General features: G+C 56.6%; 21 protein-coding genes and 3 pseudogenes. 15 read left to right on the forward strand and 9 right to left on the reverse strand.

Annotated features, from left to right (window positions below):
- Window positions 1-98 precede the first annotated feature (98 nt).
- Entirely contained in the window at window positions 99-1,103 is a 1,005-nt protein-coding gene (locus RCO24_RS10720) for a hypothetical protein (protein ID WP_308961941.1), read from the reverse strand.
- A gap of 268 nt (window positions 1,104-1,371) precedes the next feature.
- Between RCO24_RS10720 and RCO24_RS10725 the strand changes: the two genes are divergently transcribed.
- From RCO24_RS10725 to terL, 3 genes are read left to right on the forward strand one after another with little or no spacing between them, the layout of a single operon-like run.
- Window positions 1,372-2,742: a DNA methyltransferase gene (locus tag RCO24_RS10725; RefSeq protein ID WP_308961942.1), complete on the forward strand. Its 1,371-nt coding sequence runs from the start codon at window positions 1,372-1,374 to the stop codon at window positions 2,740-2,742.
- Window positions 2,739-3,110, forward strand: coding sequence for a DUF5681 domain-containing protein (locus tag RCO24_RS10730; RefSeq protein WP_308961943.1), 372 nt, complete (start codon window positions 2,739-2,741; stop codon window positions 3,108-3,110). Before RCO24_RS10725 ends, RCO24_RS10730 begins: the two co-directional genes overlap by 4 nt.
- Window positions 3,100-4,491, forward strand: a complete 1,392-nt coding sequence (gene terL / locus RCO24_RS10735) for a phage terminase large subunit (protein WP_308961944.1) — start codon at window positions 3,100-3,102, stop codon at window positions 4,489-4,491. Before RCO24_RS10730 ends, terL begins: the two co-directional genes overlap by 11 nt.
- Before the next feature lie 29 nt (window positions 4,492-4,520).
- On the opposite strand, the gene RCO24_RS10740 is transcribed toward terL, so the two are convergent.
- A complete protein-coding gene (locus RCO24_RS10740; RefSeq protein WP_308961946.1) occupies window positions 4,521-5,024 on the reverse strand; it encodes a hypothetical protein in 504 nt (167 codons plus the stop codon).
- Window positions 5,025-5,206: 182 nt separating this feature from the next.
- Between RCO24_RS10740 and RCO24_RS10745 the strand changes: the two genes are divergently transcribed.
- The 6 genes and pseudogenes from RCO24_RS10745 to RCO24_RS10765 all read left to right on the forward strand — a co-directional run.
- The gene (locus RCO24_RS10745) at window positions 5,207-5,425 is read left to right on the forward strand and encodes a helix-turn-helix transcriptional regulator (protein ID WP_308961947.1); all 219 of its coding nucleotides are present in this window, start codon (window positions 5,207-5,209) and stop codon (window positions 5,423-5,425) included.
- A gap of 5 nt (window positions 5,426-5,430) precedes the next feature.
- Window positions 5,431-5,703: a hypothetical protein gene (locus RCO24_RS10750; protein ID WP_308961948.1), complete on the forward strand. Its 273-nt coding sequence runs from the start codon at window positions 5,431-5,433 to the stop codon at window positions 5,701-5,703.
- A gap of 518 nt (window positions 5,704-6,221) precedes the next feature.
- Window positions 6,222-9,044 carry a hypothetical protein gene (locus tag RCO24_RS10755; RefSeq protein WP_308961950.1) on the forward strand — a complete coding sequence of 941 codons (2,823 nt, stop codon included), beginning with the start codon at window positions 6,222-6,224 and terminating at the stop codon, window positions 9,042-9,044.
- The gene (locus tag RCO24_RS10760) at window positions 9,044-10,222 is read left to right on the forward strand and encodes a cytochrome c peroxidase (RefSeq protein ID WP_308961951.1); all 1,179 of its coding nucleotides are present in this window, start codon (window positions 9,044-9,046) and stop codon (window positions 10,220-10,222) included. The genes RCO24_RS10755 and RCO24_RS10760 overlap by 1 nt, the downstream gene beginning before the upstream one ends.
- Before the next feature lie 90 nt (window positions 10,223-10,312).
- A pseudogene (locus RCO24_RS19260) lies at window positions 10,313-10,441 on the forward strand (hypothetical protein); the annotation flags it as partial.
- 3 nt (window positions 10,442-10,444) lie between these two features.
- Window positions 10,445-11,307, forward strand: a pseudogene (locus tag RCO24_RS10765) (PQQ-dependent sugar dehydrogenase); the annotation flags it as partial.
- 143 nt (window positions 11,308-11,450) lie between these two features.
- Here RCO24_RS10765 and RCO24_RS10770 read toward each other — a convergent pair.
- Window positions 11,451-11,984 (reverse strand): inorganic diphosphatase, encoded by a 534-nt coding sequence (locus RCO24_RS10770; protein WP_308961952.1) that lies wholly within the window; start codon window positions 11,982-11,984, stop codon window positions 11,451-11,453.
- A gap of 521 nt (window positions 11,985-12,505) precedes the next feature.
- Between RCO24_RS10770 and RCO24_RS10775 the strand changes: the two genes are divergently transcribed.
- Window positions 12,506-13,450 (forward strand): sensor histidine kinase, encoded by a 945-nt coding sequence (locus RCO24_RS10775; RefSeq protein ID WP_308961953.1) that lies wholly within the window; start codon window positions 12,506-12,508, stop codon window positions 13,448-13,450.
- A 5-nt stretch (window positions 13,451-13,455) separates the two neighbouring features.
- On the opposite strand, the gene RCO24_RS10780 is transcribed toward RCO24_RS10775, so the two are convergent.
- From RCO24_RS10780 to RCO24_RS10790, 3 genes are all read right to left on the reverse strand, one after another.
- Window positions 13,456-14,484: an AI-2E family transporter gene (locus RCO24_RS10780; protein WP_308961954.1), complete on the reverse strand. Its 1,029-nt coding sequence runs from the start codon at window positions 14,482-14,484 to the stop codon at window positions 13,456-13,458.
- Window positions 14,485-14,542: 58 nt separating this feature from the next.
- Entirely contained in the window at window positions 14,543-14,908 is a 366-nt protein-coding gene (locus RCO24_RS10785) for a PRC-barrel domain-containing protein (protein WP_308961955.1), read from the reverse strand.
- Window positions 14,909-15,405: 497 nt separating this feature from the next.
- The gene (locus RCO24_RS10790; protein ID WP_308961957.1) at window positions 15,406-16,245 is read right to left on the reverse strand and encodes a hypothetical protein; all 840 of its coding nucleotides are present in this window, start codon (window positions 16,243-16,245) and stop codon (window positions 15,406-15,408) included.
- A 387-nt stretch (window positions 16,246-16,632) separates the two neighbouring features.
- Between RCO24_RS10790 and RCO24_RS10795 the strand changes: the two genes are divergently transcribed.
- The 5 genes from RCO24_RS10795 to RCO24_RS10815 all read left to right on the forward strand — a co-directional run bounded on the left by RCO24_RS10795 (window position 16,633) and on the right by RCO24_RS10815 (window position 21,277).
- The gene (locus RCO24_RS10795) at window positions 16,633-16,887 is read left to right on the forward strand and encodes a hypothetical protein (protein WP_308961958.1); all 255 of its coding nucleotides are present in this window, start codon (window positions 16,633-16,635) and stop codon (window positions 16,885-16,887) included.
- A gap of 1,250 nt (window positions 16,888-18,137) precedes the next feature.
- The gene (locus tag RCO24_RS10800) at window positions 18,138-19,220 is read left to right on the forward strand and encodes an FAD-dependent oxidoreductase (protein WP_308962420.1); all 1,083 of its coding nucleotides are present in this window, start codon (window positions 18,138-18,140) and stop codon (window positions 19,218-19,220) included.
- 221 nt (window positions 19,221-19,441) lie between these two features.
- On the forward strand, window positions 19,442-19,690 hold the full coding sequence (locus RCO24_RS10805) for a hypothetical protein (protein ID WP_308961959.1): 249 nt from the start codon (window positions 19,442-19,444) through the stop codon (window positions 19,688-19,690).
- Between the two features lie 79 nt (window positions 19,691-19,769).
- Window positions 19,770-20,693: an SDR family oxidoreductase gene (locus RCO24_RS10810; RefSeq protein ID WP_308962422.1), complete on the forward strand. Its 924-nt coding sequence runs from the start codon at window positions 19,770-19,772 to the stop codon at window positions 20,691-20,693.
- An 80-nt stretch (window positions 20,694-20,773) separates the two neighbouring features.
- Window positions 20,774-21,277 carry a ferritin-like domain-containing protein gene (locus RCO24_RS10815; RefSeq protein ID WP_308961961.1) on the forward strand — a complete coding sequence of 168 codons (504 nt, stop codon included), beginning with the start codon at window positions 20,774-20,776 and terminating at the stop codon, window positions 21,275-21,277.
- Between the two features lie 242 nt (window positions 21,278-21,519).
- On the opposite strand, the gene RCO24_RS10820 is transcribed toward RCO24_RS10815, so the two are convergent.
- The 3 genes and pseudogenes from RCO24_RS10820 to RCO24_RS10830 form a co-directional block, all read right to left on the reverse strand.
- A complete protein-coding gene (locus RCO24_RS10820; protein WP_308961962.1) occupies window positions 21,520-21,708 on the reverse strand; it encodes a hypothetical protein in 189 nt (62 codons plus the stop codon).
- A 351-nt stretch (window positions 21,709-22,059) separates the two neighbouring features.
- Window positions 22,060-23,643, reverse strand: a pseudogene (gene metE / locus RCO24_RS10825) (5-methyltetrahydropteroyltriglutamate--homocysteine S-methyltransferase); the annotation flags it as partial.
- Between the two features lie 163 nt (window positions 23,644-23,806).
- Window positions 23,807-24,772: an AraC family transcriptional regulator gene (locus RCO24_RS10830; protein WP_308961964.1), complete on the reverse strand. Its 966-nt coding sequence runs from the start codon at window positions 24,770-24,772 to the stop codon at window positions 23,807-23,809.
- Window positions 24,773-24,881: the final 109 nt, after the last annotated feature.

A 24,881-nucleotide genomic window follows, 5' to 3' on the forward strand; every position in this document is an offset into this window, starting at 1 on the left:
AATTCTATGGATGAAGCAATGATCGCCCGCGCTAGGAACAGGGAATTCAGCGGGGGAAGCAGGCAATTTGTGAGCAATGTGTCTGAGAGACTTCAAAGCTAGGTGCGGGCAATCATCTTGCGACGGCCGGCTTGTTGTCGTGCCGGAATCTTACCGTTGCGCTCCCACTCGGAAACCCATTTCGAGACCGTTCCCTTGTTGACGTTCCAAGTTGCCGCCAGGTCCTCTTGCGAGGCAACCGTTGCGCCGGTTGCGAGTCGGGCGATGAGGTCCTGTTCAGCCCTATCCTTTGAGATGGTCGATACCTGCCAACCGTTGCCGACGTTGCGTCGGTTGCGTGGTCTGTGCTTGGCCAGCGCACTCAGGCGCGTGGCTGAGCGTTCGGGCAACCGTTGACCGCCCAGTCCGTATCCCAGTGAAATTATCGATCCCAGCTCGAAGAAGAGCGTGTAGGCGAATGGCTCGATTAACATGAGTAAAGCTTTGGCCCGTGTCTTATCGGCTCCGAAAACCGCTGCCACCGCCGCCATTTTCTCCGCCTTTGGAGCGACGGGTTTGGGGGGACCTAGCTTGAAGAGGTCGGAGTTGTTTCCTTTGACTGCATCTTCATAGACGCGGATTGTTGCTGCTATGCCGTCACAGCGCTTGCCTCGACCCGTGGCGCACTCTCTCGCGTGCCGTTCGCGCGCTTCAGTGAGCATGGCGGTATTGGCCGATAGCGCTCTCTTCGTTGCGACGATTTGTTCGTTACGAGCTTCCACATCGAGGAGCCGAGCGTCACTCGACTCGGCTTGGCGACCGACTGAGTTGTAAACCGTCAAAGCGGTGCCGGCGACAAACAGGAGGCAAAATCCTAGGGCCGGGAGTCTGTGCCGTATTCTTGCGGCCTCGACCGCAAGGTGCCCCACGGCAATGGTCCCTACGACAGTAAACACGGTCAGGACATGTTCCATCGACCAATGGTGGCCTGCCGCTATGTCCTCGAGCAGAATGTACAAAGCGCCTGCGGTGAATGACATCCCGGCGGCAATGGCCAGTGATCGCTGTCCTGTTTTGATGGTCGAATGGCTAGGGGCGTAGGCCATTGTTGCTCCGATGCTCATGACGACTCGCGTCGGAACGACAATGCTCGACTTTGGCGCGGTATCAACTCGTAGTTCGTTGTTTCGTCTTGGAAATTTGACTTTCTTCGTCGCTGGGACCGCGGCGCATTGCCGCAAAATGTTTAACTAAATCAATGACTTGTGTCGCTATTTCGATGTTGCTATGGCTTTGTGTCTGTAAGTCTCTCGCATGATTGGCTCTATCTGTCGCGAAGACGCGTCATCTTTTCGCAAGCTTAGGGAGACGCGTGAGCTACGCGTTAATAATATGGCCAGTCGCTCGCCTACCAACATCAGATCTTTCCAGCATCCAAGAATTGAGCAGCGAAGTGTTGGGTCGCTAAAAGCAGCGGATCGCAACGCGCGTACGCATTCGGTCAAGCAGATAGGGCAGATCGCCGAAAGCATCCGTTCATTCGGCTTCGTTAATCCCGTGTTGGTCGATCAAGCTGGTCGGATCGTTGCGGGGCATGGTCGCGTCGAGGCGGCACGCAAGTTGGGAATTGCCACCGTCCCGGTCCTCTGTCTGACGCATTTGTCCGACGCAGAGTTGCGCGCTTATGCCCTCGCTGACAATCGCCTCGCCGAACTATCGGGATGGGACAAGGAGACCTTGTCAGTCGAACTGGCTGAGCTCGCCACGATTAACTGCAATTTCGACATGTCAGTCACGGGCTTCGATCATGCTGAGATCGATCTCGTTATTCAGACGCGAGAGAAGACGTGCGACCCCCAAGATGAGGTTCCGGAAGTTCCTGCGGCAGATGAGATCGTTTCTCGCATTGGGGATCTTTGGGTCCTAGGGCAGCATCGCGTCATTTGTGGTGACGCCCGTGATGTAGCTGTTGTGCGGCGCTTGATGGGCCGCGATAGGGCCCGGATGGTTTTCACCGATCCACCCTATAACGTTCCGATTGACGGGCATGTCTCGGGACTTGGTCGGGAGCGACACCGCGACTTTGCTTGTGCCAGCGGTGAAATGAGCGCCGGCGAGTTCACAAAATTTCTTGAGACAGTTCTCGGAAATCTGGCTTCGTTGAGCGGCAATGGATCGCTGCACTACGTATGCATGGACTGGCGGCATCTCAGTGAAATGACGAATGCCGGTGCGTCTGTGTACACGGAACTCAAGAACATGTGCGTCTGGAACAAGACCAATGGCGGAATGGGATCGTTCTATCGATCAAAACACGAACTCGTTTTTGTCTACAAGCATGGGAAGGCCAGTCACACGAACAACGTTGAGCTGGGTCGGTTCGGTCGATATCGATCGAATGTCTGGGAATACGCCGGCGTCAATACGTGGCGGAAGGGCCGTGACAAGGATTTGAAGGATCATCCGACGGTCAAGCCGGTCCTGCTTGTGGCTGACGCAATTCAAGATGCCAGCAATCGCGGTGATCTAGTTCTGGATGGCTTCGGAGGATCTGGCACGACACTGATTGCTGCTGAGCGCGTTGGGCGAAGGGCACGCTTGGTCGAACTCGAGCCGAAGTATGTCGATGTCACGATCCGGCGCTGGGAGAAGTCAACGGGCCAGAAGGCAGTACACGCAGAGACAGGCTTACTCTTCGGAGCGAAGGTGAACGGTGCGCGTCGGAGGTCTCAACGCGAGGCGGATCGGAGGTCGCGCGGATGAAGAGTTACGACGTTGGCTACGGAAAGCCACCTAAACATTCCCGTTTTAAGCGGGGACAGTCGGGGAATCCCAAGGGTCGTCCAAAGGGGGCCCGTAACCTCGATGTCGCGGTGCAAGAAGAGCTGAAGCAGCTCGTAACGGTGAGAGAAAATGGCCGTGCACGAAGGCTTTCGAAGCGGGACGTCATCGCCAAGAGTTTGGTCAACAAGGCCGTTCAAGGTGATCTGAAAGCACTGCAGCTCATCCTGAGCAAGGCGGATCGACAGGGCATTGATCCACCGCCGCTAAGTGAGCTGGAAACCATCGACAAGTCGATCCTTGAGCATTTTCAGCGACGACTGAAGCGGGGGCCAAACGATGCAGGATAGACTTCTCGTTGAGGCGCTTGTTCGCAACGACTTTCTGTCCTTCATCATGCGTACTTTCGATACCCTCGAAGGGGGCAAACCGTTTTTTCCTAACTGGCATATCGAACTCATCGCGGATCGTCTTCAACAAGCGTTTGATCGAAAAATCAAACGACTGATCATCAACGTACCTCCTCGCAGCCTGAAGTCTATTTGTGCTTCTGTGGCGCTTCCTGCTTGGGCCCTCGGGCGCGATCCGACCCTTCGGATTGTCTGCGCGAGCTACTCTCAGGACCTGGCCGGCAAGCTGGCGCGAGACTGCAGAACAGTCATGGACGCCGATTGGTACCGGCGGGCATTTCCGCACACGCGTCTCAATCGCGACAAACGGGCGGAGGGGGAATTCGAAACTACAAAGGGAGGCTACCGACTTTCCACGTCGGTCGGGGGCACGCTTACCGGCCGAGGTGGAAACTTCGTGATTATCGACGACCCCATTAAGCCACAGGATGCGTACTCCGATGCGAGGCGCCAGTCGGCGAATGAGTGGTTTGACTCGACGCTCTTGTCGCGGCTCAACGATCAGAAGACCGACGTCATCATTATTATTATGCAGCGCGTTCACATCGACGATTTGACTGCGCATGTGATGGAAAAGGGAGGCTGGGAGGTCCTCTGCTTGCCACTAATTGCAGAACAAGATGAGAGCTTCAGGCTTTCGGACGGCAACGCGGTCGGCCGCAAATCAGGAGAGTTACTTCACGCTGAGAGAGTGCCTCGTGAGGTTGCGCAGCAATTGCGCATTTCCATGGGGGAACTAGCGTTCTCGGCGCAGTATCAGCAGGCACCCGTTCCCGTCGCAGGCAATCTCATCAAGAGGCATTGGTTGCGAACGTATGATTGCCTTCCCAAAGGCAATATCATTCAGAGCTGGGACGTCGCGATGACCACAAGTGGCAACTCGGACTGGTCCGTCTGTACGACGTGGTGCGCCGACCGGAGTCGGAAGCAATTCTGTTTGGTAGATGTCCTGCGGGACCGCTTCGAGTTTCCGGCTCTGAAGCGCGCAGTGGTGCGGCAGGCTCAGCGCTTTGATGCGAAGACGGTTCTGATCGAAAAGTCTGGCGTTGGAATAGGATTGGTCCAGCAACTTCGTGACGAAGGGCAAGTGCTGCCGATCGGTCTGGCACCAGAGAACTCAAAGGTGGCTCGGATGGAGGCGCAATCGACACGTTTTGAATCGGGCTCCGTTCTTCTACCTACATCCGCTTCCTGGCTGGACGTCTATAAGACAGAGCTTTTGTCATTTCCGGGCGGACGCCATGACGACCAGGTCGACAGCACGTCCCAATTTCTGAATTGGATTGAGTCTCGCCGCCCTCGTGCCGGAGTGCTGTTTTGAGGTTCGAACATGGCGCAGTAAGCTTCAGGTCAGTCGAATTGCGAACGAGGGGTGTTCTCCGCGAGAGCATGCAAGACCGCATTGGCGAGATCGACGGCGGTGTTTACCCGAAAACTCTGGTAGCGATCTCGAGACCCTACAAGGATGTTGGGCGACAACGTGTACTTGTCTCGCTTCTCTTGTGAAAGGTCTCTGATCCGAGACATGGGGATCAACCAAGATGCGGTCAGAGCAATGGTCTCCGGGTCGAAGAGGACGCAAAGGAGAAGTCGATTGCCGAGCTCGCCGACTGAAGCCTTCCGGATATTGAACTGGACAGTGTTGCGCGCCGGGTTTGCGATTCGGGACTTAATCTGAATCGGCAGTTTGCCTTGTGTTTGTTTGTCGAGAACGATCAGATCTATACCGCAGTCGTCTGAGATCGGCACAAACGGCGACAATCGTCCAATTGATCCGAGGACGAGCATTGAAGCAACCAGCGCTTCCGTAACTTTGCCCTTTTGGACGGTGCTCAGGTCAAGATTGTTGGTCATGGCCTGTCTCCTTTTTCGCGACATGGGCGAAGCTGTTCCGCATTGAAAGCGACGCGGTGCCGATTTTGAGACTCATCGTCATCATAGTGACTTCGACCATTGGCTGAGCGGCCGTTAGAAGTCTAGAAAAATGAGACTCATCGTCTGTAGATTGATCGTCACTAACGCCGTTCCCTTCCGCCATGGATGTGCGGCGGCGGCTCGGCCTCAATTTGAAGAGACTCAGGGAGGAGCAAGGCTTCTCCCAGGAGGCGTTTGCCGATCACTGCGGTCTGCACCGCACGTATATCAGCGGCATTGAGCGCGGCGTGCGCAATCCAACCGTTCTAATTTTGGAAAGAATCGCCAAAGCTTTGAAGGTGTCAGCTGGTTCGCTGTTGGAGCCGATCAAGGGTCGCTGAACCGCGTGAAACTGTTTTCGCGGTTCCATCCGTACACAGGTCTTAACTGGGGCTATCTGCAGGAGCTGACGCGTTTCGCCGAATTTAGTTGCCCCCTTGTTGGGGACAACGGCGCGCGTCCGGAGGCAAGCACGCCTGTTTCGGAGCGCATCGGCTACAGGTTCGATCCAGGCCCCATCATTGTGAGGCTCGACGCTTTCAATCTTTTCGACGAGGAAGGCCAGATCGACGTCTATCGCGAGTCGCAACTCTCCGGGGAAGCAACTCTAGTAACCTGAGGGAAGTTGCGGCAAATAGCTGCCCAGGATTCAGACCCGCGCGTTTGGGGATGCCGCCAACGCGAGTTCTGCTTGAGGTGCTAGTACGATCAACGATGGCCGTCGTAGGAAGTCACCTACGGGCCAGAAGCAACCCATATGTGACTTCGGGTGCTGGTGCACCGCACAGAGGCGCATCGTCCCACTTGCTGACATACGAGTTGAAAACTTGTCGCAGCGCAGAGCGTAAGATCGATGTCTGCTTTTCCTCGAAGTTCGGCCGCCACGTTGATCGCGACGCTCCAATAGGCACTCGCTGCTTAGTGAGCAGCGTCGCGACTTAATCCGTGTACGCCACCTAAGGGTTTAACGCCCTGATCTCAATCAGAAGAGTGTGATTTTATTGTTGACTCAAATAATACGGTTTTTTACGACTGCAATGTGGCGGCCCTTGGGGAGCTGCTGTTAAGCCAGCCAGTGGATTTTTTGCGTTCGCAGTCGAGTCCCAGCCAGGCAGAGTTCGAGTACTGGGGGATTTGATGAAGAAGTCTGCCGTGACAGGCCTGCCTGTCGCATTGATGATTTGTGCGCTCTCCGTTGGGCACAGTTCTTTGGCTCAGCAAAACGATCCTACGCCGAACGAAGCGACCGCTGGGCAATCTAGTTCGGGGCCCTCAGACACAAGCTCAACCACGGCCATCCCGGACGTTGTCGTCACGACGACCATCAAGAAAAAAACTGGACCTAAGAAGAAAGTTGAGGGCACATCCGCGGGCGGCGGATCGTCCGATGCGGATCAGTCAAATCAATCAGCTGGGACAGATACTGGCAGCCTCTCAGACGCTTCCGAAGCGGAAACCACCGAAGGTGGCGTGATCCTGAGTGGGCCAGCCATTGCCGACACCGGCACCACAGTGTTCGACGCTAACAGCGTTCGCATGCGCACAGACGGCAGCGGCGACGCCAACACCTTTCTCCGCAATCTTCCGAACGTGCAGTATCAGAATGATACATCGACGGACGCAGGCGTGGGCAATCAATCGATCATCGATACTCGCCCGTTGCTGCTGTCTATCAATGGCGGACGTACTTACGAAAACAACCTCATCCTCAACGGTGTATCAATCAACAATATCACCGGACCGATCGAGCGGAGCACGACGACGCTCAACGATACGACACTCACCCCGAACATCGATGTGATCTTCGGTCTTCATCCGCAGCAGATTTACGTGCCGTCCGAATTTCTGGCCGAAGCGACGGTCATTGATAGCAATGCTTCTGCCGAGTACGGCGAGTTTCTGGGAGGCGTCGTCATTTATGATTTGGCGAGACCTCCGACGGACCGCTATCGCGCTAGCATCAACTACAGCCGCCAAACCGATGATATGGTGAGCTACATCCTTGGCACCGCGACGGGGACCAATCCGCTCGATCGTAAAGCTCCGACGTTCGAAAAGGACAACCTCGCGGTGTCGATCGGAGCGCCGATTACCAACCAATTCGGATTCATCGCCCAGGCCAGCCACAAGACCGCTGAGACCATCAAGCAAAAGGATTATACGCTTTACGACGGCTTTGTAACCGAAGACTCAGAGAACAATTTTTTCCGTGGTGCGGTGAGTCTCAGGACGGACATCGGAAAGTTCAACCTCGAAAGCTCGTTGACTGATTATACCCAGTACTGGGAGAGCTATGCGTATCGGGACCTGAGCATCGAAGTGCAAGGCAAGTCGTCTTCAACCCAACTCGAATATCTAACAGATCTACCGGGAATTCAGCTCGCGGGCCTTGGTCTTGGCCATGTCAAACTCGAGAGCCGCGCGTATTACAACTCGAGTGACACCGAGAACGCATCGCCTGGAGACACTGTTTGGAACTGGCGAGGAAACACGCGGTCCAAGGTCGGCGGAGTTTGGACGGAAACGTTCAATTCCGTGCTCCTGAGCGATTGGTGTCGCGCAGTGCCGATCGACACCTTGCCGACAAACACATCGGCCACGTCTTCCAACACCACCTGTCGAGAGGGTGGTTATGCCGACATGCTGCAAGGCCAGGACGACCTTGGCCTCAAGGCGCGACTGACCGGTGACTTGCTGTTCGGAAGCTTCAATATCGGCGGCGAGGCCAAGTCTATCGAAGGCCGCAGGGCGCGGCTCGAAGACTATACCCTCTACGGCGCTACCACATTTCTCACGGCGGCTCAGGTTGCCGCAGGGCAGGTTATCGTTTGTCCACCCGGCGACGACGCCTGCACTTCTGAGCAATTCGCGAGCAGCCGCAACATCAACCGCGCTTTCGATGTCGACGAGACCGTCAACGCCATCCATGGCTATGCCGAGGTCGATCAGACCTTGGGATGGTTCAACTTGCGGGCAGGTGTGCGTGTTGACTATGAAGACTACTTCGAGAATCTGAACGTGGCGCCGCGCCTTGCGGGAACAGTAACTCCGCTCAGGGGCCTCAGCTTCACCGGTGGTTTCAATCGCTACTACCAGGGCGAGTCGCTTTATTATGCGCTTCGCGACCAACAGCCACGCTCTTTGCCGAACTACTCCCGTACGCGCCGCGCTGACGGCACTCTCACCGATTGGACGACAACCCAGAGCAGCGCCTACTACGGCTACAAGGATTCTGATGTCGATACGCCCTATACAGACGAGTACACTGGAGCGGTCCGTATCAAGGAGCCGTTTCTCGGCGGCAACATTCGACTGCGCTACCTTGAGCGCTATTCGGAGGATCGCTTCTCTTCCAACCCGTGTCCCGGCGTATCAAACTGCATCGAGCTGAACAACGACGCCAATGCGTTCTATCGCTCAGCCATCGCCGAATACACGAAGTACTGGCACGAACTCAACACGCCGTTCCTAAGCGCAGCTGCGATTACCACGAACGTCACGTGGTCCGAGCAGACGACGTCGCGGAACACTTATCACGACGACTACGATGGCGATCAGTACATTCTCTACAACGGGCAGTCCTATACGCCTCTAACCTTCACCAACGTAACCGGGAACCTGGATATTCCGATCCGCATTGGCGCAACCCTCTCGACGAACTGGTTCGATGACCTGTTACTCGTCAACCTGAGCGCCGGATACAATTTGGGCTATCAGGGCGTCTACGATACCGGCATCAACCAGACCTTCGAAGGTCGGTCCCACGACGTTTGGGAAGACAAGGATTTTGGATCGCTGCTGATGCTGGACGTTTCTGGCCAGGTCAACGTTTCGGAAAACGCAGCGATCGAGTTTCAGGTCAACAACCTGCTCAACAACGCCGGCAATGGCGTGACGACCAACAACAATCCGTGGCTACTCGGCCGAAGCTACTGGGTTGGATCGACGGTAAGGTTCTGATGACTTTACTTGGGGCTAAGGCGTGGCATTTTCTGAACTCCAAATGGACGGCGGGTGCGATCGCGCTCGCCGTCTTCTGCATCGCGATGGCGACGATCGCGATGTTGAGCGCCATCCGGTCGCCTCGGCTTGACGCCGGCTTTCCATCAGCGGCCAGCGACGCGGATCTTCGTTCGCTACGCAAAGCATACTCCGGACCGCCCGCAACTTGGCCGCAACCGCAATTGCTTGCCGATGCCAGGTTTACCGAGATGGGTTCGCTCACACTCCACGCGCCGTCCGCAGGCAAAGCGCGCCTGCTCGCACGGCTTGGTTCGGAACTCTTCGAGGATCCGCGCCTCTCAGCGTCTGGACACGTCGCCTGCCAAAGCTGTCACAACCGAAGGCTCGGCTGGGGGGATGCACTCCCAACACCTTTCGGGCACGGGCGCGCAAAAGGTAAGCGCAATGCTCAATCGTTGTTTTCGGTTGGCTACAAATCATCGTTTTTCTGGGACGGCCGCAGCAATTCGCTCGAGGATCAAGCTCTCGGCCCGCTAACAGATCATAGCGAAATGGCCAACCACGACATCTCGGCACTACTAACGCGTATAAATGCTGTCGATAGGTATCGCAGTTCTTTCGCAGAGGTGACCGGTAAAGACACAATCGATCTCGATGCACTTACATCGGCTCTCGCCGCCTTTCAGCGCACGCTCGATCGTCGGACCCGTTTCGATCGTTTCGCCGACGGTGAGACAAGGGTCATGACCGATGTCGAAATCTGGGGACTGCATTTATTCCGTTCCAAGGCGAAATGCGCCAATTGCCATAGCGGGCCTACGCTGAGCGACGGCAGATTTCACAACCTAGGCCTTAGCTTTTTCAATCGGACGCTCGAGGATCTCGGACGGTACGGCGTGACGGGAGCGCCAAGCGACACCGGAAGATTTCTAACGCCATCTCTGCGGCATATTTCGAAAACTGGCCCCTACATGCACAACGGGATTTTTCCGTCGTTGTCCGGGCTCATCCGCTTTTATGAGGCGGGGGGTGGTCGCATCCGAGCCGATCTGCACGTTAACTCTGAACGGAAAGCACTTCTGGACGCCGCCGTAAAAAAATCTCCCCAACTCGAGGGTTTCGAGCTGACGCCATCTGAGCGTGCGGCACTCCTCGCCTTTCTTAACACGCTCTAAGACATTCAAGGACGAACTTACCGGGTGGTGCGGGTCGTGAGGGCAATATCTCGAACGATGTATTGGGCGATCGACGACACCATCGTCCTCATGGTGAAGAAGTACGCTGAGGATAAAAGGGGAAACGACTACCATCTTGACCGAGCCGTTGAACGTGTGGTCACAGAGAACAGGCCTGTTCCGGACTGGCCGTCAGCCTACAACGTACATCCTGTGGCAGCAGCCGATCTCAGGAAGAGACTCTTTGCATTGACAGCTGGCGAAGGTGCCGAGGCCGCGATCGGCACGGTTTTGCCTAACTCAGACACCGAGGGCGCGACAGAAATTCGCGAAGCCGGAAGCAAGATTGCCGATCTCCCGTCTTTGCCTTTCAACCATCACTGGACGAAGAGCCTTTTCGCTTCCCCAGATGGCACCAAGCTTTATGTGACCATCGGCTCAAACAGCAACGTCGCCGAAAACGGAATGGAGGCGGAAAAAGACCGCGCAGCTATTCTCGAAGTCGAGCCCGCGAGCGGGGCGAAGCGGCTGTTAGCTTCGGGATTGCGCAACCCGAACGGAATGGGCTGGGAGCCAACGACCGGCGTACTTTGGACGGTCGTCAATGAGCGAGACGAGATTGGCAACGATCTTGTTCCGGACTACCTAACGTCGGTCAAGGACGGCGGCTTCTATGGATGGCCGTACAGTTACTTCGGCCAGCATGTGGACGCACGTGTCACACCTCAGAAACCATATCTCGTCGCCAAGGCAATCGCGCCTGATTACGCACTTGGCGCTCATACTGCCTCGCTCGGCCTCGCGTTCTCGGGCGGCAGCTTGCTACCGGCGGAGTTACGGCAGGGTGCATTCATAGGGCAGCATGGATCTTGGAACCGCAAGCCACAGAGTGGCTATCAGGTTGTCTTCGTGCCGTTCCGCGACGGCAAGCCTGATGGACAACCAGAGCCTGCCGGCCCGTAGGTGTCGCCATCGACCGCGCTAGCGCGCTGCTAGTCGCGGACGACGTTGGCAATATCGTCTGGCGCTTGACGCCGGACAGCTCGCCCGCAAGCACCGGACACGTACCCGCAGGTGCAGACTAAACCGCGCCTTCTCAACAGCATATGGCAGAAGTATACGGCTGGAGGCAAAGACTCTCTTCCATAGACACTTACGAATATGAACGTCACAGCACGCCTGCAACGTGGCCGTAATTTCGTCGACGCATTTGCCATGAAGGTTGGCATCAAGGATCATCTTGCTCACCTGTCGTTGGTTGAGCGCAGGAGCGGATGTGAGCGATAGCGTCGGGCGCCGACTTCCATCCTTCGATCCTGGGCTCAGCACCAGCAAAGTAACCGGCAATCGCAAAAAAGCTTTCGATCTCCTGCTGAAACTGGCCGCTCAGTTCGCTCACCTCGCCTTCCGGAGCTTGATACCAGATGGGCACAACAATCAGGCGCGGATTGGAAATTCGGCCGAATGGCTTTTTCTGGGTAACCTCGACAATTCCGAGCGCCCTGCAATTCATGATCACTCCAGGATAGGTTCCTGTGCTGTGGAGGACCATAGCGTCAACCGGATCCCCATCCGCCCCCTGGGTTCCGGGAATGAAACCCCAGTCGAAGGGATATGCCAATCCCTGAGGCAACGCACGCTTGACGCGGAAGGCATTCAGATCCGGCTCAAACTTCAGCTTCACGGTTGCCCCGCGCGGGCTCTCAACGACCGTCCTGAGGAAACCGTCAGCATCAAAGGCAGCGAGTTGGTCGAGCCGCATTGCACAAATCCAGCATTTGGGCTGGCGGGCGTAACCTGGTTTCGACCGACCGCAAGCCAGCCAGAAAGATGAGGCCGGCAAAGCAGTCGCCGTCCCATGATCTAACTACCATTGCCAGTCTCATCGCTTGTGCGGATATGCCGAGGCCTGCTCCAAATGCAACAAGCTAAGATGGATGCGGAATGGCAAGCGCTTGTCCACTTTGAACTCGTTTCGGAGACGGGCCTTAAGCCGATCGCTTGGTGAAGGGATTGGCCAATGCCGATCAATCGTTGTCGCTCGACGCAAGGCGCCGATGCTCTGCATGAACAGGCGGCTCATTGTCTCCTCCAATCTTTGCAATTTTAACGCCGACCGGCCGCGAGTGTTCCTATGATCAATTCACTGATCGTACCGGGCGCTATTTATGGTGATACCTTGCGAAAATGATATCCGGCGTTTGTCAAAGAATTGCGTAATGTTCATTACTGACAAGCGGGTAATTCGTTTGTGATGGTGTCCGGTCAATCAGAGAACAAAAAATGGAAGCTTTATTAAAGCTACTGCCGCCCCCTCAGCCGCTACTGGTTCGCTATGGCATTACCGTTTTGATGGTAGCGCTGATGTTCGCTGTGAAATTGGGGATGCAGAATGCGACGGGACTGTACGGCTTTATAGTGTACGTACCGGCCGTTGTGGCGGCGGCGCTACTTTTTGATCGAGGCAGCGGCTATCTCGCGGTTGTCGTGAGTGCTGCATTCGTCGCGTCGAGCGTGCCGTGGACAGCGGACGGGTCAGATGCTCACCTATCGGCGCTCGCCAGTTTCATCATCGTAGGAAGCGGATTGGTGTTCATCAGCGAGGGACTTCATCGGGCGTTGGAGCGCGCAGAAGCAGCCACTCGTGAGCGAGATCTCTTGTTGGAGGAGATGAGCCACAGAGTGAAGAACAAATTCTCCATGATCAATTCGATCATTGGATTGCAGGCCAAAAATGCGCCGCCTGAAGCAAGAGTGGCTCTCGATGCGGTTGCCAGCCGCGTCCTCATAATTGCCAACGTTCACGACTTCTTGCAGCTCTCGCGTCATCAGGGGCTGGTGGCGATGTCCGGATATCTCACCAAACTTTGCGGAGCTCTTGCTGCGGCTGGCGCCCACATGCGGCCGATCGTGTTGGCGGTTGATGCCGTCGATGTGGAGTTTCCCCCACAGAAGGCTCTATCGATTGGGCTTATCGTCAACGAGCTGGTGACAAATGCCTTTAAGTATGCGTTCCCGGAGGATCGCGCGGGGACAATTCGGGTTCAGCTGCGTCGGATTGACGGCATTGTTGAGTTGATGGTGCGCGATGACGGCATTGGTTCCACTGGTGATGCTCACCCGGGGTTGGGTACCAGGCTAGTTAATGTGCTGGCAGCACAAATTGGCGCGTCCGTTCGGTGGGAAAATCAGGAATCGGGCTGCTGCGTGATCGTATCTGGCTTTTAGCGGCGTCAATCGGAACTCTGACGCCTCTCGCGTTCGGCCGGGATGTCGACACTTTTGCCTAGCGTCTCCCGCACATACAAGCGGCGCACAGCCACATCCCCGACAATGCTGAGTGGGTAGCCTAATAGGAGACCCAGCGGACCAAAAACAATTCCCATAGCCACCGTCGCGAACAGACCGACTGCTGCCGGCAACTCAACCACCCGACCTACAAGCAACGGCATGATGATGTTGTTCTCAAACTGCTGGATGATGACCGCAACGATCAGCGCCGCCACAGTCACATCCCAACTCACGGCTGATGCGAGCAGGAGCGCCGGTATCGCGCCGATGATCGGGCCGATGTAGGGGATAAACTCGAAGGCTCCCGCGATCAGGCCTAGTGCGAGCGGGGAAGGCACACCGACAAGCCACATGCCGACACCCGTCATCACTCCGATCAGACACATCGCGATCAGCTGCGCCCGTAACCACTGGCTCAGCGCGAACCCGCAATCCTCAAGTGTCGACGACATTACAGACTGCCAATGCTTGGGAACGAGGGCAACGAAACCGCGCCGATAGGTGTCCGGGGCGGCCGCAAGATAAATGCCGCCGACGATGATGAGGACCGAACTCGCCAAGGCGCTCAGCACACTAGAGCCCAAGGCCACCGCCTGAGACGCAAACTCTCCCAAGGCTGACCCGCCAACGCTTTGAGACAGCGCTTCGAGATTGAGATCTTGCGTAAGTGTGCGCAGCGCAGCCGGAGCTGCATCTAGGAGATACTCAGTCTGCTCCGCAAGGCGGCCACCGAACTGAAAGACAATGCCGGTCAAAAAAAAGACGATCAGCGACAGCGCTACAGCAATTGCAACGGGTTCGGGCATTCCGGTCGCGCCCGTAAGCGGCTTCATCATGGCGCGTAGCGCGATCGCACAAAGTGCTGAAGCGAAAATCAAGAGCAAAAGGTTGGATAGTTTCCACAACAGCAATGCGAGCACGCCGATAGCGAAGACAGTTAGAGCGCGTTGAACGAACATCCAATCTGTCATGGCCAGGCCCCGACACTTTTAAGGCGCGGAACCTGGCCACGACTTGGTATTCTCACTTCTAGGATCCCCAATAAACCGGGGCTCCGTAGTGTTCATGCGTCTTCTTTTCCCAACTGCGATCGGACCAGGAATCGTCGCTAAATTCTGGCGCATTACGAAGTTGGTCTTCGGTGATTCCAGTGCGATAGCCGGCAACTGTCGGGTCGTACGTTAAAGCTGACCAGGGGATCGGATAGTGGCTATGTGCTAGTCCTAGCACGCCGCCAAAACTCATGACGACGTAGACGACGCGGCCGGTCACTTTCTCGATAAGGAGATGATCGATCTCCCCGATAACATCGTCACCCGCTCCAAGAACGTCGGTGCCATGAATGTCCTCACTGGAAATCAATCGATGGTCTGGATGGGCTGTTGCACGAGCCATTGTTGCCTCCTTTGGGCTTGGTTGAGTCTGGAGGCGTAGGAAACGCCTTTCATCATAACAGCGCATGATCGAAAATCGTTGCGTATGCGGGCTCACATGACCCATCTGGCGTGCCGTGTAAGTGCGTGCCGCCAAAATCCGACGTGCCGAAGATCCGGACACTTAAGGAGCCCCGGAAAAGCTAGCTTCGAGTTTGTCCGTGAGACTGCTGGCGTGTTCTTGGGCACGTTCAACGATCGGGCATCTTGACGGCCACGCCGGCCGATCTGACTGCGGTTGCCTTTAGGCGCTATAGCCGCAGCGGCAATCCGTCATATTAGTCAAGGCCAGGCGATCAGCCGCGAGATGATTTAGTCAGTCGACGAGCCGCGTCTGTGCGAGTTGAACGAAACTCTCAGTTCAAGATGCCCAGGAGGTGCATCGCGATGATGGCGATGAGGGGAACACCCAAGAGCCAGAGGACTAAATCGCGAATCATGAAGTGTTCCTTTGATGTGTTAGGCGTCTTTTCGAAGAACAACGATCGAGAAGCGCGCCGGAATGCTGTGATCGCGGTGGTGTCCACCTCTCTGCGCCGCGTACCATGCGGCGGCCAACCCAAGCAGCAAGGCTGTTGCCGTCGCTAGGCCAGCCGCTATTGCTGTCTTTCTGGCCGTCTCGATGGCTTCGAGTGCCTTGGCGAAGACTTCGTCAACGCGCTTTTCTGCGGCTTCAGGCGGAAGGCCTGTGCGGGTGGCGACGATCTGGGTAAGGTAGGCCCTGTCGTCGGCCTCAATTGATCCATTAGCCGTCGATGCAATCAAGATACGGGTTAGCTCAGTTTCATTTAAGGGCTGAACTGGCCCGGAAGGCTGATTTGGAGGAAGGGCGCCGGGTGTCGGGCGAACGAGCGCGTCGACGGATGAAGCCACAAGCGCACCCCTGTCGCTTATTGCGGCCTTTCCAAGCTGGCCTCCGACCTGAGCAGCTGTGCCAGCTGCGAAAAATGCCAATACGACGCCAATGAACAGCGCGGTCGACCACACCAAGAGACCGTGGACGCCATCGCGAAACTCAACCTCGTCAGGATATGTGCTCCATGCTCCGCGCATGCGTCCGGCGATATAACCGCCAATCAGCAGTGAGAAGATGGGCACGAAAATGGCCCAAAACGCCGACAGCGTTGCGGCCCACTTACCATAAGATTGGGAAGGATACGGCGACAATAGAGACAACCCTATGGCTGCTCCAGCGGTGAAAAGCACAAAGGAGATGGCTGACGCGGCCACCGCTCCGGCTAGGATTGGGGCCCAATCGACAAAGTTTGTGCGAACGTCTGACGGAGGCGCTTCTGCCATTGTTGTTCTCCTTAACGCAAACCGAGTGCGCCAAGGACGAACATCACCACGACGACCAAACCAATGAGATAGATGATTTCATGCATGGGCTCACACTCGACGGCAACTGCACGCCATCAACACCCCCATCGATCTCTTTGTTCCGTTTTCGCATGACATGTTCATTTTGCATCTCAAGTTCGCCGCTCATTTTGGCGTTGCGGTACTGAATGCTTCGCTGCGAAGACGCGTTTCCCGGGAACTATACCTCCTAACACCGATTTAGATTCACCAAGGCGTCAGCGCTCCGCGAGCTCACGAGCTCAGCCGCGGACCAAGTGGTCCGGTCGGCTTACGCCCGACCTCAACTCAAATGCTGGCGTTCAACAACCCAGGAAGGAACCGCAGATGAAAAAGATAGTGTGTGCGTTTACGGCCTTGTTGCTATCCGCGTCGGTAGCGGTGGCAGGAGCCGAATCTGAAAAGTCGACCAACGATGCCGCCACCCCGGGCACTGAAGCCGGCCAGCCGACCTCTGATCGGAGTCCCGGTAAGAACACATCTGTTCCGCTCTCCCAGGCGACCAAGAAGGACGGCGAAACGTCTGATCGTACGCCATCCAAACATGAGGGACAGGACACGCCACCGCAGCAGCCCAAGTAACACTCATGCTGACCAGCTGTCGTCGCGAGCGGGGTATCCCATCGGGACCGAGAACTTGGCGGGGACAGAAGTCAAGCTGGATGAGTATTGAATGACGTCGGGGCAAAAGGATTAGGAGAGTGGCATGAGAAGAATAAAAGCAAGGATGCTAATGGTTGCCCTCGCGGGAGTGAGCTTCTCGTCGTTCGCAACGCTCTCGACCGCGGCGCCCGATGGAGACGGTCGTCCCGCCATTCGTGGAGATCGAGGGGGGAGCGGCGAAAAAGCCTTTCGCGGCGCCCCGCCGGATCGCGTTAATCGCGGCCCAAGCGACAGAGATTTTAAGGGCGTTGACGTCCGACGGAAAAGCGGCGTTAGGGTCGAAGGAGATCGGCGTCGCGATTGGAATGGCCCGGGTTATAGAGACCGTATTCGCAGAGGCCATCGCTATGCGTGGGGGCCTGGAATTTCGTTCTATCTGAGCGATGGATATTATTACGGAGATTGCGGGTGGTTGAAACGCCGCGCAATCGAAACCGGTTCTCGAGTGTGGTGGCGCCGCTATGAACGGTGTCGAATTTTTGATTAGCGGCGTTTTTGCCCGATCGCGAGCAAATGAATGGACCTCGGAGACACAGTGTCTTCGAGGTCCAGCGATTTATATGACGCGCGCGTTAGTCAGAACTCTTGATGGCAGCAACGACACCGCCGAAAATTGCTAGGCCCGCCAGGATGCAAATTGCGTCACGATCGGCGCAAATGCTTGCGATCGAACTCATTCTCGGGTGTTCGTCCGACACACTTCTAACGTGCTGGCCGTCAGCAGCGACCAATACGGGTGTTTGATGCGCGCAACCTGCGGGAAACGAGGAAATCAGCACCACGACAGCCAATCGGCAAAGTCTGGATAGCGCCAAGGTAGCCTCCTATCGAACAGCGGCCGCCCAAAAGCACACCTGAGTCGTCACGCTTTTACGCGATGAAATTTTGGTGGCCGATAAACGTCACGTTGGGCGAGTTGCGGTTCGGCAACAACCGTTACAGGAGCGAGGCAATGTGCAGTATGTGGGAACGGCTTTCCATGCCCACATGTTTAGCGGAGCCTGCACAAATAACTATCCCTCAAAACACTGAAGCCGGTTTAAGTGAAAACTCCCAAGAAAAATCTCCGAGGCGGTAGGCCTCTCTGGGCGGATTCACCTCGCATTGCCATCCGGTGCCGTTCTCGTCTTGCGCAGGAGCGATGTGACGTCGTCGTTGTCGGCGCTGGCATCAGCGGTGCGCTTGTCGCGCTCAAGCTCGCTGAGCAGGGCCACGACGTCGTCGTTGTCGATCGCCGAGCGCCCTGCCGCGGAAGTACGCTGGCAAGTACCGCGATGATTCAGTTTGAGCTCGACACGACGCTTTCGGATCTTGCCGACAAGATCGGCGCGGCTCGAGCTGAGCGTGCATACTCCCGATCATTCCGGTCTGTACGCGCGCTTGGGGATCTGATCGCGCGACTGGGTGTGAGTTGCGGCTGGAAAGAACGCAACGCTCTGTATCTCGCTGGGACCGAGAATGGATGGAGAGCGCTCGAAGCTGAGGCAGATTACCGGGCAAAGATTGGCCTGCCGTCCACGTTCCTCGACGGAAGCTCGCTCAAATCAGGCTTTGGCATCGCTCGAACGGGCGCAATTCTTTCCGAAGGCGCCGCCGAGGCCAATCCGGTTCAGCTCGCGACGGCCTGCTTGCGAGCGGCGCGACGGCTTGGAGCGAGAGTTTATGCGCCACACAACATTAGGCAGGCGTATCCGCACGCCCAAGGCGTCGACCTGGAAACGGAAGAAGGCGCAACGATTTCCGCACGCCGCGCAATATTCACCACCGGTTATGAGGTCGTCTCTGGAGTGCCACGAGCCAAGTTCGATATCACGTCGACCTGGGCTATCGCGACGCGCCCGCTCGCAGCAGCAAGTCTTTGGCCGGCTCGTTGCTTGATATGGGAAGCCTCCGACCCTTACCTTTACCTGCGCACAACCTATGACAACCGAATTCTCGCTGGTGGAGAAGATTCGGGGTTGCAAGACAACGAGCGGCGCGACGCGGCAATCTCGAACAAAGCACACCGGCTCCTTCACAAAATCGAAGATCTTCTTCCAGGTCGCAGACTCCAAATCGACTACGCATGGGCAGGTGCCTTTGCCGACAGCCCTACTGGCCTTCCTCACATGTCACCCGTAGAGGGTCTGGCGAACTGCTTCGCAGTTCTGGGATGCGGCGGAAACGGCATTACCTTCAGCGTGATCGCTGCAGACGTCGTTGCAGCGTGGGTGGCCGGGAGAACCGATAGAGACGCTGACCTGTTTTGCTAGCGATCGCTGCAGGCTACTTCCCTGCCCCGTTTAGCACCAATTGGCCTTAACGTTTGCTCAAGAGAGCCAGTACGGCGAGACGCAGAGCTTTAACTTGGCGAAATTTCTCCTCATCGATGCACCGACGGCCTATGCCGCGTCCTCTCGGCAAGCCAAATGGTGGAACCCGAACTCGACAGCGGAATTGATCGTAATAGCCGTTGTAAAAAGGCTTTTAGGCAATGATCAAACCTCAATACCGTACCGCGCAAAAAAAGCGGGATGAACCCGTTGGCAAAGGCAACGTCGTCGGACGCAACGTTACGCCGGACAGTGCCGATGCCCAAGAACGCCTTCGGGCTGACGATGACGCCGTTCGCGAGGCAGTCACGGCCAAGCACCACGGCGCCGGTCAGAATTCGGCTCTGCCAGGCCCTCCGATCTCGCCAGAAGTGCAAAAACAGATTCGGGATAAATCGCAGAAAAGCTGAATTTCAGCGGAGGATCACAATTGTGAGTGATCGCAACAGCGCCAATCGCGCAAAGCAAACTGCAGATGAAGGTCGCAAGATTCAGGCCGCGATCGATCGCAAGGGCAAGTCCAAGTCTCCGGCAAAGCAGCAGGGGGCCGTGCAAGCGGGCCAAAGGGACTACCCTGTGGACCTCGATGAGGTCCATCTGGTAAAGCCGGGAAACGAGGCCGATCTTGCAACTTCGCCCATGTATGAAGCCCCCCTGTATGTGGGATCCGCCAAGCTCGAGGGCATGAATGCCCTGATAAGCGGCGGCGACTCCGGAATTGGGCGTGCTGTAGCCGTGCTATTCGCTCGGGAAGGCGCAAACGTTGCGATCGCGTACCTTGAAGAGGAAGGTGATGCAAACGAAACAAAGCGCGCCGTCGAGGCCGAAGGGGCGCGTTGCATCCTTCTTGCGGGCGACGTGTCGGATCCCACCTTTTGCGAACAGGCCGTGGAGCAAACAGTGCGGTCGCTCGGATCGCTCGATATCCTCGTCAACAATGCTGCGTTTCAGGAGCATGCTCACGATATCGCCGATATCACTAATGAGCATTTTGACCGCACCCTCAAAACAAATATCTATGGCTACTTCTACCTTGCGCGAGCCGCGATCCCGCACATGAGAAACGGCAGCTCGATCATCATGACGGGCTCAGTGACCGGCTTTCAAGGGAGCAAAGAGCTGCTTGATTATTCAATGACCAAGGGCGGCATTCATGCATTCACGCGATCGCTATCGGCAAGCCTTCTCCCGCGCGGAATTCGCGTCAACGCGGTGGCCCCAGGTCCGGTGTGGACGCCGCTGAATCCGGCAGATCGTCCAGCGAAGGACGTTAAGAAGTTTGGGACTTCGACGCCGATGAAGCGTGCGGCGCAGCCTGAAGAAATCGCGCCGGCTTACGTGTTCTTGGCGGCTCCGACCTGCTCCAGTTACATCACGGGCGAGCTCATTCCCATCATCGGCGGCTATGACTGATCCTGTATGGAACAGACAACCTCATGGCGAGTTCGAGTTTCATGCTGGTTTTAAACCGGTCAAGCCAAGGAGGCACGCCAATGGGCTTTTTCACTCAAGACATTCAGACCATGGACGATCTCTTCGTACATACGCTGCGCGACATCTATTATGCCGAAAAGCAAATCGTGAAGGCGCTTCCCGATATGATCGAGAAAGCCTCGGGTACTCAACTCAAGAGCGGCTTCGAGAAGCATCTCAAAGAGACCGAGGGGCAGATCCAGCGGCTTGAGCAGGTGTTTAAGCTGCATGGCGTTGATGTGAGTGGCGTCAACTGCCCGGCGATCGACGGCATTCTTAAGGAAGCGAATGAGGTTGCAAGCGAAGTCGCTGACAAGGCGGTGCTCGACGCTGCTCTGATAGCCGCAGCTCAAGCCATCGAGCACTATGAGATCACGCGCTATGGGACCTTGGTTGCCTGGGCCAAGCAGCTTGGTCGCGACGATTGTGCTTCGCTATTGTTGCAGAACCTGGACGAAGAGAAAGCAACCGACAAAAAGCTCAGCTCGATGGCCGAGGCTCGGCTGAATCGCCGCGCGGCTTAAACGTCTGCATAGCGTGTGTCCGCCGGGCGAGAAGTGTGGTTTGCCTGGCGGAATTTCTATGAGGGGGGCAAGGGCGAGCCTGCCGCTGGCGTATGCGGCTCCCAAAGGAAAGCGTCAAGCGCGAACGAGTTTGGGCCTTCGCCCGCCTGATCGTGACTGCTTTTGGGTGCGACAGCCCTTCGAACAAAGCAGCTTCTTCAAACAAAAAAGGGCGGCATGATTGCCACCCATTCTACCTTTTCCTAGCGCCGCTGTTTGTCCTGGTCGTGCTCACGCCCTTGTTGACGCTGTCCATCTTGCTGCTGGTTGCGCTGCTTCTCAGCCGAGCCCGGACCACCTGTCTCGTCTTGCGGAAGGCCGCCTTGCTGTTGCTTCTTCGGGTTTTCATCTTTCCGGCGCTTCTGCTCGACATCCTGGTTCTTGTTCGTCATCTTGGGTCTCCTCTCATTCACTGAAAATGTTCAACTCAACCAAAGTCGGACTCGTTCCGATGAGCATTCTTACTTGTGCCTATTGCACAGCTCGATCACTCCAATGGGAGGTGCTTTGTCACAAGCACCGAACCAAGTTTGCTCCGGATCTGTCGCGGCGATGTTGGCTTCTGGGTATCAGTGGAGGGGGGCGTTGTCTGCAAAGGGCGGCCGAGCGGACTTAGCCGGCGTTCTCACTTTATTCAACCTGACGATGACCGCTTTCTCGGCAAAGCGACGGCCAGCGCTTGATTTTTCAATCTGTAGCGCGGTCTGCCATTCCGCGGCTTTGTGGACGTATCCTACCACCAATTAGGTCGCAGACACTTTTGTTGTGCGTGCGCGTTGGGCGGCGGCGACCATATTTCTGAGAGCGGGCACGACCTCGTCCCACGTTCGCGTTTTGAGTCCGCAATCGGGATTGACCCAGATTTGATCGGGCGCCAGGCGTTGGCCCGCCTTAGCGAGAAGCTTGCTCATATCCTCGACACAGGGGCAGCGAGGTGAGTGGATGTCATAGACGCCAGGCCCTATCTCGTTCGGGTATTTGAAATCGGAGAAGCTTTCGAGAAGCTCCATGTCCGATCGAGAGGTCTCGATCGAGATGACGTCAGCATCAAGCGCCGCGATCGACGGCATGATGTCGTTGAATTCGCAATAGCACATGTGGGTATGGATCTGTGTGTCGGGTCCGGCGCCAGCAGCGGCGAGGCGGAAGCAATCCACCGCCCAGTTGAGATAAGTCTCCCGCTCGGCGCGCTTCAACGGCACCCCCTCGCGCAAGGCTGGCTCGTCGATCTGAATGATTGGAATGCCGGCATTCTCGAGATCTGTCACCTCGTCTCGAATGGCGAGTGCAATCTGACGGCAGGTTTCCGCGCGGGGCTGGTCGTCACGCACGAAGGACCATTGCAGGATCGTAACTGGGCCCGTCAACATACCCTTCATGGGCTTTTGCGTTAATGACTGAGCGTAGCTCGACCATGTAACCGTCATCGGGTTAGGGCGGGCAACGTCGCCGAAGATAATTGGCGGCTTGACGTAGCGAGATCCATAGGACTGTACCCATCCGTTCTGCGTGAAAGCAAAGCCGTCGAGCTGCTCCCCAAAATATTCGACCATGTCGTTGCGTTCGAACTCACCATGGACGAGGACATCTATGCCGAGCTCTTCCTGCTTGCGGACGGCATCTTGGGTCGCGCTTTTGAGAAACGCGTCATAGGTATTGACATCGATTTCGCCGCGCTTGAATGCGGCACGCGCCTTTCGCACGGATTCGGTTTGCGGGAACGAACCTATGGTGGTCGTCGGAAAGGCAGGGAGAGCAAGGCAGGCCTGTTGGCGGGTTCGTCTCTCGGCGAACGGCGCGCCGCGATTCAGATCATTTTCCGTCACGGCCGCCGCGCGGTTCTTGACCGAAGTATTGTTGATTCGCTTTGAGCTGCTGCGCGATGCAACTGCCGATGCGCTCTCGGAGAATGCTTGAGATGCAGCGCCCCTGCATTGTGTAACTGCGGTCTTGAGTGCCGAAACCTCGCCAAGCTTCTGCTTGGCATAGGCGAGCCACGACTTGAGCTCGGCATCGATCTTCGTTTCGGATTCGAGATCGACGGGCGAATGGATCAACGAGCAGGACGGAGCGATTTGGATCGTTTCGCGCCCGCGGGTTGCGGTCGCGACCTCGATGACGCTCAAAGCCTTGGCGAGGTCGGCACGCCAAATATTGCGCCCGTCAATGATGCCGAGCGATAGAACCCGATCAAGTGGCCAGTGCTTCAGTACAGTTTCGAGCTGTTGGGGGGCCCGAACGAGATCGATGTGCAGGCCTTGGACGGGCAAATCTGCAATCGTTGCAAGGTTGTCGTCGAGACCGCTGAAATACGTTGCGATCAGGATTCAACGTGGTTTCGTTCGTTGCATTGGTGGCGGTGCATAGAATTGCTAGGGCGCTTCACTGGCTTCGCGCGAAGCAAGAGCCAGCTCACGGCGGCTTTGCGTCTTGAGACCCGGGAGTTCGCGGGCACATTGTGCTTTTTTACGCCCCCGAACGAGAGCTCCATCAACGAACGGGTGCGCTCAGCCGTCGTGGGGCAATGCCCTTGGCGTTGAAGAAGGCTTTGCTGAAGTAGCTAAGGTTTCCATACCCACATGCCAGCGCCGCTTCCGTGACGGACTTTCCTTCGCCGAGTAGTCGTTCGGCTTGATCCATCCGTACGTCGCGCAGATAGGCGCGGACCGAGGTTCCGATTAGCTCTCGGAATCCGGTTTTGAGCTTTGTTTCGCTCAATCCCACGCGCGAGGCCAATGCCTGGATCGTCCAGGGCTCGGCGAACGATCCGTCGAGAATCTTTCGGGCGGTGTCAATTTTCTCTCTCTCGCGGGCATTCAGGCGAACAGCATCGGGTCCGGCGCTGTGCAACACCGACAGTGTGAGGGCTAACGCCTCGAGCGCCTTTCCGCGCATGAAGACATCGCGAAGGCTTTGCTCGTGAATGTCACAGCCGAGAATGGTGCGCGCTACGTCGAACAGCTCTCCCGACATTGGAATTGATACGAGATAGGCGTTCTGGCTCGGGTTGCTGCGATCGATCGCCAGCGAGTTGCGAATAACGTCGACCATCGGTCCGAGAGTGCGCTGCAGATAGTCCGGCTGAAAGCGGATCTCGACGGCTTCAACAGGCTCGCCGGCTGCCAAGTGATCCTGTCCGCTGACCGGTCCTCCGCTCCAGAAAATAACGGCCGATCCGCTCAAGATATCTAATGGCTCCACGCCATCAATCTGTGCGCGCCCAATGCCGCTCAGGACGAGCGTGATCGAGAAGGTGGCGGGGCCGGAGGCTGGAAAGGATATGGCTTCAGATAGCGTACCGACAATGTTTGTCACGCTGATATCCGAAGAGCGCAGTTGAGGATGAATGAGCTGCGCTAACGCCTTCGTGAATTGTGTCGGCGGCAGCTCGAGAGATTGAGCAGCGAAGTCATGGTCCATCGCTGCGTGCAGTATGGGACATTCGACTGTGTTCATTTGGGCTCTCCACCGCCGCAAAAACGGATTGCGTCAATTGTATACCCGCTAGCGTTAGACGCGATCTTGACGGGAACAGTAAACATTTCCGGTTCGATATCAATCGCCC

The organism is Hyphomicrobium sp. LHD-15 (genome assembly GCF_031157355.1).
GTDB lineage: Bacteria > Pseudomonadota > Alphaproteobacteria > Rhizobiales > Hyphomicrobiaceae > Hyphomicrobium_C.

Excerpts from the sequence above, each read along its gene's own strand:
- RCO24_RS10780 (WP_308961954.1), bottom strand. The coding sequence starts at position 14,484 with ATGACAGATTGGATGTTCGTTCAACGCGCTCTAACTGTCTTCGCTATC.
- RCO24_RS10740 (WP_308961946.1), bottom strand. The coding sequence starts at position 5,024 with ATGACCAACAATCTTGACCTGAGCACCGTCCAAAAGGGCAAAGTTACG.
- RCO24_RS10785 (WP_308961955.1), bottom strand. The coding sequence starts at position 14,908 with ATGGCTCGTGCAACAGCCCATCCAGACCATCGATTGATTTCCAGTGAG.
- RCO24_RS10720 (WP_308961941.1), bottom strand. The coding sequence starts at position 1,103 with ATGAGCATCGGAGCAACAATGGCCTACGCCCCTAGCCATTCGACCATC.
- RCO24_RS10830 (WP_308961964.1), bottom strand. The coding sequence starts at position 24,772 with ATGAACACAGTCGAATGTCCCATACTGCACGCAGCGATGGACCATGAC.
- RCO24_RS10745 (WP_308961947.1), top strand. The coding sequence starts at position 5,207 with ATGGATGTGCGGCGGCGGCTCGGCCTCAATTTGAAGAGACTCAGGGAG.
- RCO24_RS10815 (WP_308961961.1), top strand. The coding sequence starts at position 20,774 with ATGGGCTTTTTCACTCAAGACATTCAGACCATGGACGATCTCTTCGTA.
- RCO24_RS10770 (WP_308961952.1), bottom strand. The coding sequence starts at position 11,984 with ATGCGGCTCGACCAACTCGCTGCCTTTGATGCTGACGGTTTCCTCAGG.
- RCO24_RS10755 (WP_308961950.1), top strand. The coding sequence starts at position 6,222 with ATGAAGAAGTCTGCCGTGACAGGCCTGCCTGTCGCATTGATGATTTGT.
- terL (WP_308961944.1), top strand. The coding sequence starts at position 3,100 with ATGCAGGATAGACTTCTCGTTGAGGCGCTTGTTCGCAACGACTTTCTG.
- RCO24_RS10795 (WP_308961958.1), top strand. The coding sequence starts at position 16,633 with ATGAAAAAGATAGTGTGTGCGTTTACGGCCTTGTTGCTATCCGCGTCG.
- RCO24_RS10760 (WP_308961951.1), top strand. The coding sequence starts at position 9,044 with ATGACTTTACTTGGGGCTAAGGCGTGGCATTTTCTGAACTCCAAATGG.
- RCO24_RS10790 (WP_308961957.1), bottom strand. The coding sequence starts at position 16,245 with ATGGCAGAAGCGCCTCCGTCAGACGTTCGCACAAACTTTGTCGATTGG.
- RCO24_RS10725 (WP_308961942.1), top strand. The coding sequence starts at position 1,372 with ATGGCCAGTCGCTCGCCTACCAACATCAGATCTTTCCAGCATCCAAGA.
- RCO24_RS10775 (WP_308961953.1), top strand. The coding sequence starts at position 12,506 with ATGGAAGCTTTATTAAAGCTACTGCCGCCCCCTCAGCCGCTACTGGTT.
- RCO24_RS10820 (WP_308961962.1), bottom strand. The coding sequence starts at position 21,708 with ATGACGAACAAGAACCAGGATGTCGAGCAGAAGCGCCGGAAAGATGAA.
- RCO24_RS10805 (WP_308961959.1), top strand. The coding sequence starts at position 19,442 with ATGATCAAACCTCAATACCGTACCGCGCAAAAAAAGCGGGATGAACCC.
- RCO24_RS10730 (WP_308961943.1), top strand. The coding sequence starts at position 2,739 with ATGAAGAGTTACGACGTTGGCTACGGAAAGCCACCTAAACATTCCCGT.